The sequence below is a fragment of the Labrys sp. 22185 genome, assembly GCF_052045555.1.
GTDB lineage: Bacteria > Pseudomonadota > Alphaproteobacteria > Rhizobiales > Labraceae > Labrys > Labrys neptuniae.
In genome coordinates this window covers 407,827-424,943 of sequence record NZ_JBQEPH010000001.1, presented here as the reverse complement: position 1 = coordinate 424,943, position 17,117 = coordinate 407,827, and the positions used below count along the sequence as shown (strand labels likewise).

The 17,117-nt window shown below is 64.2% G+C and carries 14 protein-coding genes and 1 pseudogene; 5 read left to right on the top strand and 10 right to left on the bottom strand.

The window, feature by feature from the left end:
• Positions 1–41 precede the first annotated feature (41 nt).
• Positions 42–2,555: a glycogen/starch/alpha-glucan phosphorylase gene (locus ACTJKX_RS01985; protein ID WP_440724190.1), complete on the bottom strand. Its 2,514-nt coding sequence runs from the start codon at positions 2,553–2,555 to the stop codon at positions 42–44.
• 388 nt (positions 2,556–2,943) lie between these two features.
• Between ACTJKX_RS01985 and ACTJKX_RS01980 the strand changes: the two genes are divergently transcribed.
• Together ACTJKX_RS01980 and nagA are read left to right on the top strand one after the other, a co-directional pair.
• Positions 2,944–3,807, top strand: coding sequence for a BadF/BadG/BcrA/BcrD ATPase family protein (locus tag ACTJKX_RS01980; RefSeq protein WP_440724189.1), 864 nt, complete (start codon positions 2,944–2,946; stop codon positions 3,805–3,807).
• Positions 3,808–3,809: 2 nt separating this feature from the next.
• The gene (nagA, locus tag ACTJKX_RS01975) at positions 3,810–4,958 is read left to right on the top strand and encodes an N-acetylglucosamine-6-phosphate deacetylase (protein WP_440724188.1); all 1,149 of its coding nucleotides are present in this window, start codon (positions 3,810–3,812) and stop codon (positions 4,956–4,958) included.
• A gap of 10 nt (positions 4,959–4,968) precedes the next feature.
• Here the strand turns inward: nagA and ACTJKX_RS01970 are convergent, their stop codons facing one another.
• The 9 genes and pseudogenes from ACTJKX_RS01970 to hutC all read right to left on the bottom strand — a co-directional run bounded on the left by ACTJKX_RS01970 (position 4,969) and on the right by hutC (position 13,295).
• Complete coding sequence (locus tag ACTJKX_RS01970) at positions 4,969–5,298, bottom strand: YnfA family protein (protein ID WP_440724187.1); 330 nt, start codon at positions 5,296–5,298, stop codon at positions 4,969–4,971.
• A gap of 105 nt (positions 5,299–5,403) precedes the next feature.
• Positions 5,404–6,093 carry an outer membrane protein gene (locus ACTJKX_RS01965; protein ID WP_311933431.1) on the bottom strand — a complete coding sequence of 230 codons (690 nt, stop codon included), beginning with the start codon at positions 6,091–6,093 and terminating at the stop codon, positions 5,404–5,406.
• Between the two features lie 278 nt (positions 6,094–6,371).
• A complete protein-coding gene (gene mgrA / locus ACTJKX_RS01960) occupies positions 6,372–7,406 on the bottom strand; it encodes an L-glyceraldehyde 3-phosphate reductase (protein ID WP_394310215.1) in 1,035 nt (344 codons plus the stop codon).
• A 265-nt stretch (positions 7,407–7,671) separates the two neighbouring features.
• The gene (gene mctP / locus ACTJKX_RS01955) at positions 7,672–9,222 is read right to left on the bottom strand and encodes a monocarboxylate uptake permease MctP (protein WP_440724186.1); all 1,551 of its coding nucleotides are present in this window, start codon (positions 9,220–9,222) and stop codon (positions 7,672–7,674) included.
• Complete coding sequence (locus ACTJKX_RS01950; protein ID WP_082979752.1) at positions 9,222–9,389, bottom strand: DUF3311 domain-containing protein; 168 nt, start codon at positions 9,387–9,389, stop codon at positions 9,222–9,224. Before ACTJKX_RS01950 ends, mctP begins: the two co-directional genes overlap by 1 nt.
• 255 nt (positions 9,390–9,644) lie before the next feature.
• Complete coding sequence (locus ACTJKX_RS01945) at positions 9,645–10,676, bottom strand: ABC transporter substrate-binding protein (RefSeq protein WP_440724185.1); 1,032 nt, start codon at positions 10,674–10,676, stop codon at positions 9,645–9,647.
• Positions 10,677–10,709: 33 nt separating this feature from the next.
• Complete coding sequence (locus ACTJKX_RS01940) at positions 10,710–11,480, bottom strand: ABC transporter permease (RefSeq protein ID WP_311933435.1); 771 nt, start codon at positions 11,478–11,480, stop codon at positions 10,710–10,712.
• 161 nt (positions 11,481–11,641) lie between these two features.
• Positions 11,642–12,429 (bottom strand): annotated as a pseudogene (locus ACTJKX_RS01935) (ABC transporter ATP-binding protein).
• A gap of 128 nt (positions 12,430–12,557) precedes the next feature.
• Positions 12,558–13,295: a histidine utilization repressor gene (hutC, locus tag ACTJKX_RS01930; RefSeq protein ID WP_394310221.1), complete on the bottom strand. Its 738-nt coding sequence runs from the start codon at positions 13,293–13,295 to the stop codon at positions 12,558–12,560.
• 201 nt (positions 13,296–13,496) lie between these two features.
• Here hutC and hutI point away from each other — a divergent pair, with 201 nt between their 5' ends.
• The 3 genes from hutI to hutG are packed head-to-tail and all read left to right on the top strand — an operon-like array spanning position 13,497 to position 17,082.
• On the top strand, positions 13,497–14,714 hold the full coding sequence (gene hutI / locus ACTJKX_RS01925; protein ID WP_440724184.1) for an imidazolonepropionase: 1,218 nt from the start codon (positions 13,497–13,499) through the stop codon (positions 14,712–14,714).
• A complete protein-coding gene (hutH, locus tag ACTJKX_RS01920) occupies positions 14,711–16,258 on the top strand; it encodes a histidine ammonia-lyase (protein ID WP_440724183.1) in 1,548 nt (515 codons plus the stop codon). The genes hutI and hutH overlap by 4 nt, the downstream gene beginning before the upstream one ends.
• Positions 16,255–17,082, top strand: a complete 828-nt coding sequence (gene hutG, locus ACTJKX_RS01915) for an N-formylglutamate deformylase (protein WP_394310227.1) — start codon at positions 16,255–16,257, stop codon at positions 17,080–17,082. Before hutH ends, hutG begins: the two co-directional genes overlap by 4 nt.
• Positions 17,083–17,117: the final 35 nt, after the last annotated feature.

The window sequence follows — 17,117 nt, the reverse complement described above, 5'->3', positions numbered from 1 at the left end:
TGCCTCTCAAAATCCATAAGCCCGCAAACGATATGTGACATCTATTCCACCGGCGTCGTCTGCACGCCCCAGATCTCGTCGGCATATTCGCGGATGGTGCGGTCCGAGGAGAACCAGCCCATGCGGGCGACGTTGAGGATCGACTTCTCGCGCCAGGCCGCCTTGTTGGCCCAGAGCGCATCGACATTGCGCTGCATGGCGGCATAGGCGTCGAAATCGTCGGTGACGAAGAACCAGTCGCTGGAGCGCAGCGCCTGCACCGTGCCGCGATGACGTTCGCGATCGGTCGGCGAGAACACGCCGCTTTCCACCGCGTCGAGCACCTCGGCCAGAGCGGGCGAGGCCGCGATGGCGTCGACAGGATTGCGGCCCTGGCGCTTCTTTTCCTCGACCTCATGCGCCTTCAGGCCGAAGATGAAGATATTCTCGTCGCCGACATGCTCTTTCATCTCGACATTGGCACCGTCGAGCGTGCCGATGGTGAGGGCGCCGTTGAGACCGAACTTCATGTTGCCGGTGCCCGAAGCTTCCAGGCCCGCGGTCGAGATCTGCTCGGAGAGGTCGGCCGCCGGAATGATCACCTCGGCGAGGCTGACATTGTAGTTCGGCATGAAGACGACCTTGAGCAAATTGCGCACGGCCGGATCCGAATTCACCACCTTGGCGACGTCGTTGATCAGCTTGATCACATATTTGGCCGCGGTGTAGCTCGCGGCCGCTTTGCCGGCAAAGATCTTCACGCGCGGCGCCCAATCCTTCTCGGGATGGGCGCGGATGGCGTTATAGAGCGCGATGGTCTCGAGGATGTTGAGCAGCTGGCGCTTATATTCGTGGATGCGCTTGATCTGGACGTCGAACATCGCCGAGGGATCGACGCGCAGGCCCACGGTCTGCTGCAGCACCTTGGCCAGCCGCGCCTTGTTGGCATGCTTGACCGCCGCGAAGGCCTCCTGGAAGGCAGCGTCCTTGGCGTAGGGCTCCAAGGCCACCAGCTTTTCGGCATCGTCGAGATAGGCATCGCCGATGGTTTCGCGCAACAGCGTGGTCAGCCCCGGATTGGCCGTCATCAGCCAGCGCCGCGGCGTGATGCCATTGGTCTTGTTGGTGATGCGGCCCGGGAACAGCGTGTTGAGGTCGCGGAACACCGTCTCCTTCATCAGCTCCGAATGCAGAGCCGACACGCCATTGACCTTGTGCGAACCGACAAAGGCGAGATTGCCCATGCGCACGCGCCGGCCATGGCTCTCGTCGATGATCGAGACGGTGGCGATCATGGCATCGGAGGCGCCGCTCTCGCGTGCCTCGGTCAGCACGCGGGCATTGATGGCGTAGATGATCTGCATGTGCCGCGGCAGCAGCCGCTCGATCAGCGGCACCGGCCAGGTTTCCAGCGCCTCGGGCAGCAGGGTGTGGTTGGTGTAGGAGATCGTCTCGCGGGTGATGGCGAAGGCATCGGCCCAGTTGACCCCGTGAATGTCGATCAGGATACGCATCAGCTCGGCCACCGCGATGGCTGGATGCGTATCGTTGAGCTGGATCGCCGCCTTGGACGGGAGGGTCTTGATGTCGCGATGCTGCTGCAGGTGGCGGCGAACGATGTCCTGCAACGAGGACGAGGTGAAGAAATATTCCTGACGCAGGCGCAGTTCCTGCCCCGCCGGGGTGGAATCGGCCGGATAGAGCACGCGCGAGATCGACTCAACCTTGGTGCGGTCGTTCAGGGCGCCGATATGGTCACCGGCATTGAAGGCGTCGAGCGAGATCGGATCGAGCGAGCGGGCCGACCACAGGCGCAGCGTGTTGACGCGGTTGCCGCGCCAGCCCACGGCCGGCGTGTCATGGGCAACAGCGAGCACGGTCTCCGCCGGCTTCCAGCTGTGTATGGCCGAGCCGTCCCAGCCATCGCTTGCCTCGACGGCACCGCCGAAGCCGACCTCATAGGCGACTTCCCGGCGCGGGAATTCCCAGGGATTGCCGTTCTGCAGCCAGTTCTCGGGCGATTCCGTCTGCCAGCCATCGACGATGTTCTGGCGGAACAGGCCGTTCTCGTAGCGAATGCCGTAGCCATAGGCGGCGATGCCGACGGTGGCCATGCTCTCCATGAAGCAGGCAGCAAGCCGGCCGAGACCGCCATTGCCGAGGGCGGCATCGGGCTCCATCTCGGCAATCATGTCGAGATCGACGCCGACAGAAGCCAGCGCCTCGCGCGCCGTGGCCACGAGGCCGAGATTGTTGAGGCCGTCCTTGAGCAGGCGGCCGATCAGGAATTCGAGCGAGAGATAATAGACGCGCTTGCCGCCCATGCGGTAGACGCCGCGCGTCGTCGCCATCCAGCGGTCGACGATATGGTCGCGCAGCGCCAGGCTCACCGCCCGCAGCCAGTCATGGTCGCGCGCCACGATCGGGTCCTTGCCGACGGCATAGGTCAGCTTGGCGAGGATCAGGTCACGGAAGGCGCGTGCCTCGCCGGTCGCTTCGGGCAGCTTGGCCGCATCATCACCGACAGCCATCGCCGCCTCGGCCGAATAGAGCTTGTCGTGCAACGTTGAAGTCATGTGTCGCTTCTCGATCGTTGATCCCAGGACGGTGGTCCTTAACCCAAGTGACGCCCGGTTACGAGTGCCCCTTTTGCATAAGATGTAGGCAAAAACACTGATATCTTGTGATTTTGGCACGCTACGCCGCCATGATCATCTCATATGTTGGTTCTGCATAGCTCTCGCGCCTTGTGCATGGTGCGCACAGAACGACCCGATGCTGTTGCCGATGGCCGTGGAGAGTGCGCGCTCATGACGGAATCCTGGCTGAATTCCGCTGGCGATGATGATATGCCACCGACACGGAGGCATGCGATTGCGTGGGATCGACAGGAATCGCAAAGCCGCGTCGAAACAAGGAGTTAGGGCAATCGAACGCTCCGGCGTTCTGCCCTGGGAGACAGGTATGACGGGTATCCTCTATCTTGCGGTCGACGGCGGCGGCACCAATACGCGCGCAAGGCTCTACGACGAGGATGACAAGCTGATTGGCGAAGGCCTGTCGGGTTCTTCCAATCTCACTCTCGGCACCGAGATCGCGGGTCCGGCGATCGCAGCGGCCGGCGATGCCGCCCTTGCCGCGGCCGGGCTAACACCGGACGCGAAGCGGCTTATCCGGGCCGGTCTCGGCCTTTCCGGCGGCAATATTCCTGCTCTCGCCGACAGTATCGCCGCCTTTCCCTTCGGTTATGGGGCCTTAACGGTCACTTCGGATGCCGTCACCGCCTGCCTCGGCGCCCATGCCGGCGAGGACGGCGGCATCTTCATCCTCGGCACGGGCTCGCAGGGCCTGGCCCTGGTGGGCGGCAAGGAAACCTCGGTCGGCGGTTGGGGGTTTGCCCTGGGCGATGATGCCTCCGGCGCTGTGCTCGGACGCTCTGCCCTCCGGGCCGCCCTGCTCAGCGTCGACCTGCTTGGTCCGGTGAGTGACCTGACCCGCCGCCTGCTGGCGCATTTTCATGACGATCCGAACGAGGCGGTGATCTGGGCCAGGACCGCCACGCCGAGGGACTACGGCCGCTTCGCTCCCCTGGTGTTCGAGGCCGCCGGCGGGGATGTCGTAGCCGATCACCTGATTGCCGGGGCTACGGGCTCCATCGTCGCCATGCTCGATCGCCTGACGGACCTGGGCGCGCCCAGGATCGCCCTGATGGGCGGACTTGCCGAACCCTATCGCCCCTATCTGCCGGTGCGATATGACGAAATCCTGGTTCCGCCCAGGGGCGATGCCCTTGCGGGGGCCCTGACCCTGGCAAAGAGGGGGCGCTGACGATGTCGCTCAACGCACTGACCGCGCCTCGCCTGTTCAATGGCGAGACCTTTGTCGAGGGCCATGCCGTTCTGGTCGAGGCCGATGCCATCCTCGGCCTGGTGCCGCGATCCGACATTCCCTCCCATGCCGCCGTGACCACCCTGCCCTCCGGCGTGCTGGCGCCCGGCTTCGTCGACGCCCAGGTCAATGGCGGCGGTGGCTTCCTGTTCAACCAGTCCCCGGACGTGGCGACACTCGACGGCATCGTCGCGGCCCATCGCCGCCACGGCAGCACCGCCCTGCTGCCCACCTATATCACCGACACGGCCGAAGGCATGAAGAGCGCCATTGCCGCCGCCCGTCAGGCGATCGCCGACGGTGTCCCGGGCATGGCCGGCATCCACCTCGAGGGGCCCTTCCTTTCGGTGCCGCGCAAGGGTGCCCATGACCCCGCCTTGATCCGCCCGCTGACGGAAGCGGATGTCGACCTCATTCTGGGCAGCGGCATCGAGACCGTCCTGCTCACGGTGGCGCCGGAAAATGCGCCGCTTCACCTGATCCGGCGCCTGGCAGATGGGGGCGTGATCGTCAGCCTCGGCCATACCGACACCAGCTATGAGGCGGTGATGGCGGCGGCGGATGCCGGCGCCACCGGCATCACCCATCTCTTCAATGCGATGTCGCCCCTGCAGGGCCGCCACCCCGGCGTCACCGGAGCCGCCCTCGACCATGGCGGGCTCTGGGTCGGCATCATCGCCGACGGCCTCCATGTGCATCCGGGTTCGCTCTCGCTGGCCTTGCGGGCGAAAAAGGCACCGGGACGGCTGTTCCTCGTCACCGACGCCATGCCGACGGCCGGCGATGCCAACGATGTCTTCTATCTCAACGGGCGCAGAGTCACGCGGCGCGACGGTGCCCTGACGCTGGAAGACGGCACGCTCGCCGGCTCCGACCTCACCATGGATGCGGCGCTGCGCTACAGTGTCGGCCATCTCGGCATCGGTCTCGGCGAGGCCCTGCGCATGGCCAGCCTCTATCCCGCCCAGTTCCTGCGCCTCGACAGCCGTCGCGGGCGCCTGGCGCCACGCTATCGTGCCGATCTGGCGCATCTCGACGAGCAGCTGACCGCGCGCGGCGTGTGGGTGGGTGGCCGCAAGCTGGCTGGGTGAGGCCGTCGCGTCAAGCGGTACGGTGCGGCGCGAATAGGATGACAGCCATACCGGCGAGGCACAGGACCGCTCCGACCAGGTCCCAGCGATCAGGCCTGATCCCCTCGACGCCCCAGAGCCACAGCAGCGAGGTAGCAATATAGATGCCGCCATAGGCGGCATAGGCCCGACCCGCCGCATCCGTCTCGATCTGGGAGAGCAGGAGGGCAAAGGTGACGAGGGCAGCCGTGCCCGGCACCAGCCACCAGGCCGACTTGCCCAACCGCAGCCAGCTCCAGAAGGCATAGCAGCCGCCGATCTCGCCGGCGGCCGCCAAGACGTAGAACAGAATCGATTTCATGCCGGCTGCACACTCCACTTCCGCGTCAGCTTAACGGGCTGCCGCAGAAGGCGGAAGGCGGCGAAGATGGCGGCGGGAACCCATGCGCTCCCGCCCCCGATCTGCTCAGAATTTGTAGCTGACGCCGACGAGCGCGACCGTCTCGTGGAAGCCGGCCTTGAAGCGGGTATCGGGCGCCACCCGGAAGCGCGACTTGCCGAAATCGGTATAGCGTACTTCGACGCGGCCGATCCAATTGTCGGTGAAAGCGTATTCGACGCCGGCACCCACGGTCCATCCCGCCTTGGTCTTGGACCCGGAGCCAACGATATCGCCGTCAAACAGGTTCCAGCGCTCGCGGATGTCGGCAAAGGCGACGCCACCGGTGGCATAGACCAGGACCCGGTCGAAGGCATAACCTAAACGGGCACGGATCGAACCCTGCCAGCGGTTGCGCATATGCAGACGACTATTGCCGTTATTGGCGTCGATCACGGTATGAGAGCCGTTGATGCCGCTGAGATCGATGTCGCCTTCCAGGCCGACCACGATATTGTTGGAGAACTGCTCATTGTAGCCCGCATGCAGACCACCGAGCACGCCATTGACGTTGAAGCTGTCGGCGGGCACGGGCAACGTCCGGCTCAGATCGTCCCTCTCCTTGCCCCAGGCATAGCCGATATGGGCACCGACATAGAATCCGGTCCAGCTATAGGGCGTTATTGGCGCTACCGGCTCGACCGGCGTCGCCGCGAGATCTGCAGCGAGAGCAGACGTTGGCGCCAGCAAAAAGGCCGCCAGGACGATTTTCTTCATGATCCCCACCCCATCGTGACATGATTCAACAATAAATCACTGTCACAATTCTTATTAGCTGTCCACATTTTCGACAAAATTTCGATGATTTCGGAGTGGGATGATTTTTACGAAATATACTTCATGCTTTATAAGAATAATTTGATTGCTTGTTACTATGTCGCCCTTAAGTCTAATTAGCCTCTAGGGAAACACAGGCATGTTTCCTTGCCAAGTCCTGACAGCAAAACGGGCCGCAAAGCGGCCCGCTGCTGGATCGACATTCAGCTGTCTCGCGATCAGCCCTTGCTCGAAGCCGCCCAGAGATTGACGTTGCCTTCCTCGGCATAGTGATCAATCTCGGCCAGCTCCTCGGCCGAGAAATCCAGATTCTTCAAGGCACCAACGCAGTCCTCGATCTGTCCGGGCCGGCTGGCACCGATGAGGGCCGAGGTCATGCGCGGATCGCGCAGGACCCAGGCGATCGCCATCTGGGCCAGCGACTGGCCACGGCGACGGGCAATCGCATCAAGCGCCCGCAGCCTTGCCAGATTCGCCTCGGAAAGCTGGTCGGGCGAAAGCGACTTGCCGGCTGCAGCCCGGCTGTCAGCTGGAATGCCGCTTGCGCCGAGATATTTGTTGGTGAGCAGGCCCTGCGCCAACGGCGTGAAGGCGATGCACCCTGCACCATCGGCCTCGAGCTGGCCGAGCAGACTGTCCTTCTCGATCCAGCGGTTGAGCATGGAATAGCTCGGCTGATGGATGAGCAAGGGCGTACCAAGGCGGCGCAGGATTGCGGCCGCCTCCTTGGTCCGTTCAGCACTGTAGGACGAGATGCCGGCATAGTGGGCCTTGCCCTGGCGCACGGCATCATGCAGCGCCGTCATGGTTTCTTCCAGCGGGGTGTTCGGATCGAAGCGGTGGGAATAGAAGATGTCGACCGTCTCGATACCCATGCGCTTGAGGCTGGCATCGAGGCTGGAGAGCAGATATTTGCGGCCGCCCCACTCGCCATAGGGGCCGGGCCACATGCGGTAGCCGGCCTTGGTCGAGATCACCAGTTCCTGGCGGTGATGGGCGAAATCCGTCTTCAGGATACGCCCGAAGGTCTCCTCGGCCGAGCCGGGCGGCGGACCGTAATTGTTGGCGAGATCGAAATGCGTGATGCCGAGGTCGAAGGCCTTGCGGCAGAGCGCCCTGGCGTTCTCGAAGGGGATGTCGCCACCGAAATTATGCCAGAGCCCGAGCGAGAGCGCCGGCAGCTGGAGCCCGGATCGGCCGGATCGGCGATATTGCATGGCGTCGTAACGCGTTTCATCCGCAACATAGGTCATGGCAGTTCTCACAATTGGAAATGAACGTTCTACAATATGATTCATCTGACAAAATGCCCCGCCCCTGGCATTTGTTCAACCGTTCAAATGACCGTTTCCGCTAACGCGTTTTGCCATTTGGTGGAATCACCGAGAATCGCAAGGACGCGTCGAAACAACGAGCGAAAGCAAACAAGCGCTCACGCCTGAATGCGCTTTGCTCCAGTGGAAACAAAGAAGCCGGCGTCACCGCCGGCCTCCATCGTTGTTTCAAGACGCGACGCATTCAGCGAGTGGGCACGGCATCCTCGTAGTCCGCATCCGAGGTTTCGTCCTGCGTGGTCGAACCGAGCACCATGGTGAGCACCACCGAGACGACGAAGTTCAGCACCACGGCGATCAGGCCGATATAGAAGGAGGTGCCGAACAGGGCGTAGGTCGGCGCCACCGCTCCCGAAGCCATGGCCATATAGGTGCCGGCGAGCATGCCCACGGCCCAGCCGATCAAGAGGGCCCAGCCATTGAACCAGCGCGTATAGAGCCCGGCGACCAAGGCGGGGAAGATCTGGATCATCCACACGCCACCGAGAAGCTGCAGGTCGATGGCGAACTTGGTCGGCAGCCAGAAGATCACCGCCAGGGCGCCGATCTTGACGATCAGGCTCATCAGCTTGGCGAGGTAGGATTCCTTCTGCGGCGACATGTCCGGCTCGATGAAGGGCCTCCAGACATTGCGGGTGAAGGTGTTTGCCGCCCCGATCGACATCACCGCGGCCGGTACCAGGGCGCCGATGGCGATGGCCGCAAAGCAGAAGCCCGCGAACCAGTCGGGGAACATCTTGTTGATCAGGAGCGGAATCGCCATCGAGGCATCGCCATTCGGCGTCTCGATGCCAGCGGCAACCGCCATCACGCCCAGCAAAGCGATGAGGCCGAGGATCAGCGAATAGGCCGGCAACGCCACCGCGTTGCGGCGGATGGCATTGGGGCCGGTGGCCGACAGCGTGCCCGTGAGCGCATGCGGATACATGAACAGCGCCATGGCCGAGCCGATGGAGAGCGTGATGAAGGGCCAGATCTGCGCCGGCGTCAGCGTCAGGCCGACATTGGCAGGCTTGCCGGCCGCGGCAAGGGCTGCCGCTTTGGCATCATAGACCACCTTGGCCTTTTCGAAGATCGAGCCGAAACCGCCGAGCTGGTAGGGAATGATGACGACCGCGGCGATCACGAAGATGTAGATCATGATGTCCTTGATGAAGGCAATCATGGCCGGCGCGCGCAAGCCGCTCTTATAGGTGTAGAGCGCCAGGATGATGAAGGCGATCGTCAGGGGAGCGTGCGAGGCCCACCCCGTGGCCGAGAAGCCGAGGGCCTGGATCACCTTCTCCATGCCGACGAGCTGGAGGGCGATATAGGGCATGGTGGCGAGGATGCCGGTGAAGGCCACCGCCAGTTCCAGCCAGCGATTGCCGTAGCGCCCGGCAATGAAATCGGCGCCGGTGAGATAGCCATGCCTGTGGGTGGCGTTCCACAGCCGCGGCATGATCAGGAAGATCAGGGGATAGATCAGGATGGTATAGGGCACGGCGAAGAAGCCGTAGGCGCCCACCGCATACATCAGGCCGGGCACGGCGATGACGGTATAGGCGGTGTAGAGGTCCCCACCCAGGAGGAACCAGGTGATCCAGGCCCCGAAGCGCCGGCCGCCGAGGCCCCATTCGTGCAACTGGTCGAGATCACCCGCCTTCCAGCGCGCCGCCACGAAACCCACCACGGTGACGAGGAGGAAGAAGAAGACGAACACCATCGCCGCCGTCCAATTGAGATTGTCCAGCATCAGCGTTCAACCTTCCAGGCGAGGTAGACGAACAGCGACGAAATCGGCACCAGGACGAGAAGATAGAAATAGAAGAAGGGCAGGCCGAACAGCACGGGATCGATGCTGTTATAGAGCGGCGTCAGCAATGCCAGTACGCAAGGTACCAGCAGAAGCAGGTATTTCATGGCATTTCCCCCGGAGACTCTGAGAACGTGGCGGCAGCCGAATCCTCGCCTGCTGCAAACTCTTTGGACGGATTCTTATTCCCTTGGAGAAAGATTGAGTCCAGCGGCAATACGGCTGACTTAACGGGAATGGCTGCGATTTCTAGCCGGGCTCGCGGGCTCGGCCCGGCTATTCGAAAGCCCCGCTCGATACGAGCCGAGGCAGGATTGCCGGGCCGGGCCCGCTGACAAGGCTCTTTCCCGCCCGGCCGCGCGTCAGATCTTGGCCGCCTTGACGAAGGCCGGATCGAAGGTCTTTTCGTAGGGGACGTCGGCGTTGGCGAGTTCGGGATCGAGCGCCTTGAGCGCGTTCATCATCGACTCATAGCCGTCCTTGGTGACCATGCCGTCCGGCGAATACATCTGCCGCGAATTCTGGAACGCCTGCATATAGAGATCACGATTGCCCAGCAGATATTCCTTGGGCACGAGATCGGCGACATCCTCGGGCTTGGCCTGGCCGAGCCACTTCAGGGCCTTCATCATGGCATTGACCACGCGCTGCGTAGTGACCGGATTGTCCTTCGCGAAGGACTGCTTGAGATAGACGGTCGCGGCCGGATTGGTACCGCCGAACAGGGCCTTGGTGCCCTCCTCCGTACGCGTATCGAGCAGGATGGCGATATCGTCGTCATGCTGCAGCTGGCTGACCACCGGATCGAGATGGGACAGGCCGTCGATGCCGCCATTCTTGATGGCCGCCACGGCGCTGGCGCCGCCGCCGATGCCGATCTGGGCGACGTCGGCCGAGGTCAACCCGTTCTTCTGCAAGGCATATTGCAGCAGGAGAGCGGTGGAGGATCCCGGCGCCGTCACGCCCACCTTGCGCCCCTTGAGATCGGCAATGGTCTTGATCTCGCCGGCGAGGCTCTTGCGCACCGCGATGACAATGCCGGGAAAGCGGCCGAGGTCGCAGACGGCGATGACATCCTGCCCCTTGTTCTGCATGCGGATGGTGTGCTCATAGGCGCCAGTGACCACGTCCACAGAGCCGCCGACCAGCGCCTGCAGCGATTTGGAGCCGCCGGCGAAGTCGTTGATGGTGACGTTGAGACCTTCCTCCTTGAAGAAGCCTTTCTGCTCGGCCACGGTCAGCGGCAGATAATAGAGCAGCGGCTTGCCGCCGACACCGATGGCGAGGTCGGTTTTCTCGGGCTTGGCATCCTCCGCGAAGGCCGGCAGCGTTCCGCCGAGCGAGGCACCAAATACCATGCCGGCAGTGCCGACCAGAAAAGTCCTGCGTTTCATGATTTTTCCTCCCAATTCGCTTTCCAATATGCGTTAGCCACGCCAGACCAGCAGCCGGCGTTCCACCGCCGTCATCAGCCAGTCGACGATGAGAACGAAGGCCATCAGCACGAACATGCCGGCAAAGACGCCGGTGACGTCGAACACGCCTTCGGCCTGCTGGATGAGATAGCCCAGGCCCGCCGAGGAGCCGAGATATTCGCCGACCACCGCCCCGACCACGGCAAAGCCGACCGAGGTGTGCAGGCTGGAGAACACCCAGGACATCGCCGAGGGCAGATAGACATGGCGCAGGAGCTGGCGCTCATTCATGCCGAGCATGCGCGCATTGGAGAGCACGGCCGGGCTCACTTCCTTGACGCCCTGATAGACGTTGAAGAAGACGATGAAGAACACCAGGGTGAAGCCGAGCGCCACCTTCGACCAGATGCCGAGGCCGAACCACAGGGCGAAGATCGGCGCCAGCACCACGCGGGGCAGCGCATTGGCGGCTTTGACATAGGGATCGAAAATGGCGGCGACCACGGGCTGGCGGGCGAACCAGAAACCGAGAATGACGCCGCCCACAGCACCGGACAGGAAGGCCAGCGCCGATTCAGCCAGGGTGATCCAGAGATGGTACCAGATGGAGCCGTCGGTGAACCACTCCACGATCCGCTTCCACACGCTGAGCGGCTCGCCGAAGAAGAAGGCCACGGTCTTGGGCGAGCCGAACAGCGACGTCGTCGAGGCCAGATGCCAAAGGGTGATGCCGACGACCGCGACGAGCACCTGCAGGACGAGCAAGACGATCTTGTTGTTCATTGAGTCCCCCAGGACGGCCGTCTTCGGATGGCAGAATTGACTTTCGTCATTGCGAGCACAGCAAGGCAATCCACCTGCCATAAAGCGAGAGCCCTGGATTGCTTCGCTGCGCTCGCAATGACGATGAATGATCGATCGAACTCATGAGAAAAACCGCCGAACTAGCTGTAGGCCTTCATCACCTCGTCGCGCAGGGCGTCCCAGATATCGCGATGCAGGCGGATGAAAGCGGGGTCATGGCGAATTTCCGCAATGGCGCGGGGCCGGGGCAGCGGCACGCTGAACTCGCCGATGATGCCAGCCTTCGGGCCGGCCGACATGATGACGATGCGATCGGCCAGCGCGATCGCCTCATCGAGATCATGGGTGACGAACATCACCGCCTTGCGATCCTCCGACCACAATTTCAGCAGGAGGTCGCCCATCACCAGCCGGGTCTGGGCGTCGAGCGGCCCGAAGGGCTCGTCCATGAGAAGCAGCTTGGGATTGCGGATGAGCACCTGCGCAAGACCCACGCGCTTGCGCTGCCCGCCGGACAGCATGCGGGGATAGCGATCGCCGAAGCGGGCGAGGCCGACCCGCTCCAGCCAGGTCTGCGCCGCCTGCCTGGCCTTTTCCGCAGGCGTGCCGGCGACTTCCAGGCCGATGGCGACATTCTGCAGGACGTCTTCCAGGGCATCAGCGATTCCTGCTGGAAGAGGTAGCCGGCCTGCCCGTTCAAGCCCTTGAGCGGCTTGCCGAAGACTTCGACCGTTCCGGCGACCGGGATCAGCAGCCCGGCCGTGGCATTGAGCAGCGTTGACTTGCCGCAGCCCGTCGGCCCGACAATGGCAACGAATTCGTGCTCCCCCACCGAGAGATCGACATTGGCCACGGCATCGAAGCGGGAATCCCTGGTCGCGAATGAAATCGAAACGCCCTTCAGCGCAACGGCTTGCGCTGCGCTCATGCGGCCTCGGCCCTTCTCATCTGCAGTCCTCCCGAATTGGTCCTACGAGTCGGCTTTGTGCGAACTCTATACCGCGACAGCAAGCAACGGCCAGCCCCGCGAACAGGCTCGTCAGGAGCAAGGCATGGTCAGGACGGCGAGAAACGGGCCACCAGCTGATGGCGGTCGCCCGGATAGGTGAAGCGCACCGCCGTGACGAACTGGTCGCCGCGCCAGGTGCGCCGCTCCACCACAAGGCAGGCGCTGCCGGGCTCGAGCTTCAGCAAGGCCGCCTCTTCCCCGCGAGCCGCCGCAGCCTTGATGTGGTGTTCGGCCACCGTCCAGGGCACATGCCCGAGGAGCCAGACCCCCGGCGGTTCCCGGCCAAAGTCTGCCTCTTCCGCCAACGGCACCGCCTCGAGATCGATCAGGCGCTCTTCCAGGCAGAACGGGCTGTCACCGGCGAAATGGCGGCAGGTCAGCGCCAGCAACGGCCTGGAACCCTCCAGCGCGAATGTCAGGCGTTCCGCCGGCGTCGGCCGACGCTGGCGACGTTGCAGCAATTCGAAGCGATAAGGCAGACCAAGCGCGGTCACCTCCGCCTCGATGCCGTGAATGGCGAGTACGGCGGCCTCGCTGCGCGGCTGGGTCACGAAACTGCCCGCCTTGCGCCGACGCTCGATCAACCCGGCGGCGGCAAGCTGGGTCAGCACCTTGTTCACCGTCATGCGCGAGCAGCCATAGATCTCGGTCAACTCGGTCTCGAAAGGGATGCGATGGCCCGGCGGCCATTCGCCCGAAACGATGCGGTGCTCGATATCGCCGAGGATGCGCTGATGCAGCGTCTGTGCCTTGGCATCCAGCTCGAGGGGGGCTGTCTCGTTCATCAAAGGCTCCCGCTGCGATATGGCCCCATCCGGGCGAGCGCCGCAATTTCGTGGACCTCCGCTTCCTTAGCCATTGCCGCTCCCCTCGCCAAGTTCCGCTTTCCCGCTCAAGCCAATCGGCACTAAACTTTCATCATTCCACTTGCGCGTCAATTAATATGTCTATACATGTTCCCGCATAACAGCAGGGTGGAGAGATCGATGGCGACAGACAGCCAAGGGGGTCGTTTGTGGCGCAATGCGCGCCTGGCAACCCTGGTCGGGGATGACCTCGGCATCGTGGAGCGGGGAGCCGTGCTTGCCGAAGGCGAGCGCATCGCCTTCGCCGGCCCCGAAAGCGACCTGCCGGCCGGCATGCGCGACAAGGTCGAGACCATCGACCTCGAAGGGCGCTGGATCACACCGGGTCTGATCGACTGCCATACCCATCTCGTCTTCGGCGGCGACCGGGCACACGAATTCGAGCTGCGCCTCAAGGGTGCCAGCTATGAGGAGATCGCCCGGGCAGGCGGCGGCATCGTTTCCTCGGTCAACGCGACGCGGGCCGCCAGCGACGATGAGCTTCTCGCCAGTGCCCTGCCCCGTCTCGACCATCTGATCGCCGAGGGTATCACCACGGTCGAGGTGAAGTCGGGCTACGGCCTGGAGACCCGCACCGAGCTTGCCATGCTGCGTGCCGCACGCCGTCTCGGCGAGGCCCGCAAGGTCAATGTCTCGACCACCTTCCTCGGTGCCCATGCCCTGCCCGTCGAGGCCAAGGGCGACAAGGACGCCTATATCGATCTCGTCTGCAGGAATATGCTGCCGGCCGTGGCCGCCGAAGGCCTCGCCGATGCCGTGGACGGCTTTTGCGAGGGCATCGCCTTCCTGCCCGAGCACATCAGCAAGGTCTTCGACGCGGCGAAGAAGGCCGGCCTGCCGGTCAAGCTTCATGCCGACCAGCTCTCCAATCTGCACGGCGCCAAGCTCGCGGCCGATTACGGCGCGCTGTCGGCCGATCATCTCGAATATACCGACGATGAAGGCGCCGCCGCCATGCATGCGGCGGGCACGGTCGCCGTGATCCTGCCCGGCGCCTACTACTTCATTCGCGAGACCAAGCAGCCGCCCATCGCCGCCTTCCGGGCCCACAAGGTGCCGATGGCCGTGGCGACGGACTGCAATCCCGGCACCTCGCCGCTGACCTCGCTGCTCACCACCATGAACATGGCCGCCACCCTGTTCCGCATGACCGTCGACGAGTGCATCGCCGGCGTCACCCGCAACGCCGCCAAGGCGCTCGGCAGGGCCGGCGATATCGGTACGCTCGAAGCCGGCAAGCAGTGCGACCTCGCCATCTGGGATATCGAGCGCCCGGCTGAACTTGTCTACCGCCTAGGTTTCAATCCGCTACATCAACGCATCTGGAGAGGCCAGTGACCAACCCCGTTTTGCTGCGTCCCGGCAGCGTCTCGCTCGCACAATGGCGCGCCATCTATGACGGCGCGCCCATCAGCCTGGACGAGGGCTGCCGCCCGCTGGTCGAGGCCGCTGCCAAGGCCGTCGCCGACATCATCGCCAAGGGCGAGCCGGTCTATGGCATCAATACCGGCTTCGGCAAGCTTGCGAGCGTGCGCATCGAGAATGCCGACCTCGCCATCCTCCAGCGCAACATCGTGCTCTCGCATGCAGCCGGTGTCGGCGAGCCCCTGCCGGTCGAGGTCGTCCGGCTGATCATGGCCCTGAAGCTCGGCAGCCTTGCCCAAGGCGCTTCGGGCGTGCAATGGTCGACCATCATCATGCTGCGCGACTGTCTCGCCAGGGACCTGATCCCGGTCGTTCCCGGCCAGGGCTCCGTCGGCGCCTCCGGCGATCTCGCTCCCCTGTCCCACATGACGGCGGCGCTCACCGGCGTCGGCGCCTTCTTCGTCAAGGGCGAGAAGGTCGAAGCCACCGAGGCGCTCAAGCGTGCCGGGCTGTCGCCGCTCGTGCTCGGTCCGAAGGAAGGCCTGGCGCTGCTCAACGGCACGCAGGTCTCCACCGGCCTGGCGCTGGCGGGCCTGTTCCAGGCCGAACGCGTGTTCCAGGGCGCCCTGGTGACCGGCGCACTCTCCACCGATGCCGCCCGCGGCTCGGACGGGCCCTTCGATCCGCGCATCCACAAGGTCCGCGGCCATCGCGGCCAGGCCGAGGTCGCCGACACGCTGCGCGCCCTGATGGCCGGCAGCGCCATCCGCGCCTCCCACCTCACTGGTGACGAGCGCGTGCAGGATCCCTATTGCCTGCGCTGCCAGCCCCAGGTGATGGGCGCCTGCCTCGACCTCCTGCGCCAGGCCGCCGCCACGCTGACGATCGAAGCCAACGGCGTCACCGACAATCCGCTGGTCTTCACCGACACGGGCGACGTGATTTCCGGCGGCAATTTCCATGCCGAGCCCGTCGCCTTCGCCGCCGACATGATCGCCATGGCGCTGTGCGAGATCGGCTCGATCAGCGAGCGCCGCATCGCCATGCTGGTCGACCCGGCCCTTTCGGGCATCCCGGCCTTCCTCACGCCCAAGCCCGGCCTCAACTCCGGCTTCATGATCCCGCAGGTCACCGCCGCCGCACTGGTGTCGGAGAACAAGCAGCGTGCCTTCCCGGCCAGCGTCGACTCGATCCCGACCTCGGCCAACCAGGAGGACCATGTCTCCATGGCCTGCCACGGCGCCCGCCGCCTGCTGGAGATGAGCCGCAACACCGCCAATGTCATCGGCATCGAATATCTCGCGGCCGTGCAGGGTTGCGATTTCCATGCTCCGCTGAAGTCGAGCGAAGCGCTGGAAAGCGCCCGCGCCACGCTGCGCGCCGAGGTGCCCCACCTTTCCGATGACCGGCATTTCGCGCCCGATATGGCCGCCGCCACCGCGCTGATCTGGAGCGGCGCGGCGCAGAAGGCCGCCGGCCTCAAGACTTTGGCCAGCGTGGTGGAGGGCACGGCATGAGCCGGCCCGACTGGCTCGAGATCCGGCAGGGACAGGCACCACTGCTTGTCTCGCTGCCGCATACGGGCACTGAGATCCCGGCCGCGATCGAAGCGCGGCTGGTGTCGCCCTGGCTCGCCCGCAAGGACACCGACTGGTGGATCGAGACGCTCTACGACTTCGCAGCCGGGCTCGACGCCACCATCGTGCGCACGCCGATGTCGCGCACCGTCATCGACGTCAACCGTGACCCATCCGGGGTTTCGCTCTATCCCGGCCAGGCCACCACGGAGCTGTGCCCGACCACCAGCTTCGACGGCGAGCCGCTCTACAAGGACGGCGAGGCCCCCAGCACGACCGAGGTCGCCGAACGGCGCGCCCTCTGGTTCGATCCCTATCACCAGGCCCTGGCCGACGAAGTCGCCAGGCTTAGGGGACGCCATCGCAACATCGCTGTCTATGACTGCCATTCGATCCGCTCGGTCATTCCGCGCTTGTTCGAGGGCACGCTGCCGCAGTTCAACATCGGCACCAATGGCGGCGTGACCTGTCATCCCGCCCTGGCCGAGACGATCGAGGCGCTCTGCCGCTCCAGCGGGCGCGAGACGGTGATGAACGGGCGCTTCAAGGGTGGCTTCATCACGCGCAGCCTGGGCCAGCCTGACAAGGGCGTGCACGCGGTGCAAATGGAGCTCGCCTGCCGCTCCTATATCGACGAGCCGCTCGGCCCGGTCGGGGAAGCCAACTGGCCGGTCGCCTTCGACGCGGCCTACGCCCAGCCCCTGCGCGAAACCCTCGGCAGCATCCTCAATGCCTGCCTGGTCTTTGCCAGGGCGCTGAAATAGTAGTGTGCCGGTCTTCAGACCGGCATTCCTTCAAG

What these genes read in the sequence shown, in the direction of transcription:
- ACTJKX_RS01985 (WP_440724190.1), bottom strand. Translation starts at nt 2,555, where the DNA reads ATGACTTCAACGTTGCACGACAAGCTCTATTCGGCCGAGGCGGCGATG.
- ACTJKX_RS01980 (WP_440724189.1), top strand. Translation starts at nt 2,944, where the DNA reads ATGACGGGTATCCTCTATCTTGCGGTCGACGGCGGCGGCACCAATACG.
- nagA (WP_440724188.1), top strand. Translation starts at nt 3,810, where the DNA reads ATGTCGCTCAACGCACTGACCGCGCCTCGCCTGTTCAATGGCGAGACC.
- ACTJKX_RS01970 (WP_440724187.1), bottom strand. Translation starts at nt 5,298, where the DNA reads ATGAAATCGATTCTGTTCTACGTCTTGGCGGCCGCCGGCGAGATCGGC.
- ACTJKX_RS01965 (WP_311933431.1), bottom strand. Translation starts at nt 6,093, where the DNA reads ATGAAGAAAATCGTCCTGGCGGCCTTTTTGCTGGCGCCAACGTCTGCT.
- mgrA (WP_394310215.1), bottom strand. Translation starts at nt 7,406, where the DNA reads ATGACCTATGTTGCGGATGAAACGCGTTACGACGCCATGCAATATCGC.
- mctP (WP_440724186.1), bottom strand. Translation starts at nt 9,222, where the DNA reads ATGCTGGACAATCTCAATTGGACGGCGGCGATGGTGTTCGTCTTCTTC.
- ACTJKX_RS01950 (WP_082979752.1), bottom strand. Translation starts at nt 9,389, where the DNA reads ATGAAATACCTGCTTCTGCTGGTACCTTGCGTACTGGCATTGCTGACG.
- ACTJKX_RS01945 (WP_440724185.1), bottom strand. Translation starts at nt 10,676, where the DNA reads ATGAAACGCAGGACTTTTCTGGTCGGCACTGCCGGCATGGTATTTGGT.
- ACTJKX_RS01940 (WP_311933435.1), bottom strand. Translation starts at nt 11,480, where the DNA reads ATGAACAACAAGATCGTCTTGCTCGTCCTGCAGGTGCTCGTCGCGGTC.
- hutC (WP_394310221.1), bottom strand. Translation starts at nt 13,295, where the DNA reads ATGAACGAGACAGCCCCCCTCGAGCTGGATGCCAAGGCACAGACGCTG.
- hutI (WP_440724184.1), top strand. Translation starts at nt 13,497, where the DNA reads ATGGCGACAGACAGCCAAGGGGGTCGTTTGTGGCGCAATGCGCGCCTG.
- hutG (WP_394310227.1), top strand. Translation starts at nt 16,255, where the DNA reads ATGAGCCGGCCCGACTGGCTCGAGATCCGGCAGGGACAGGCACCACTG.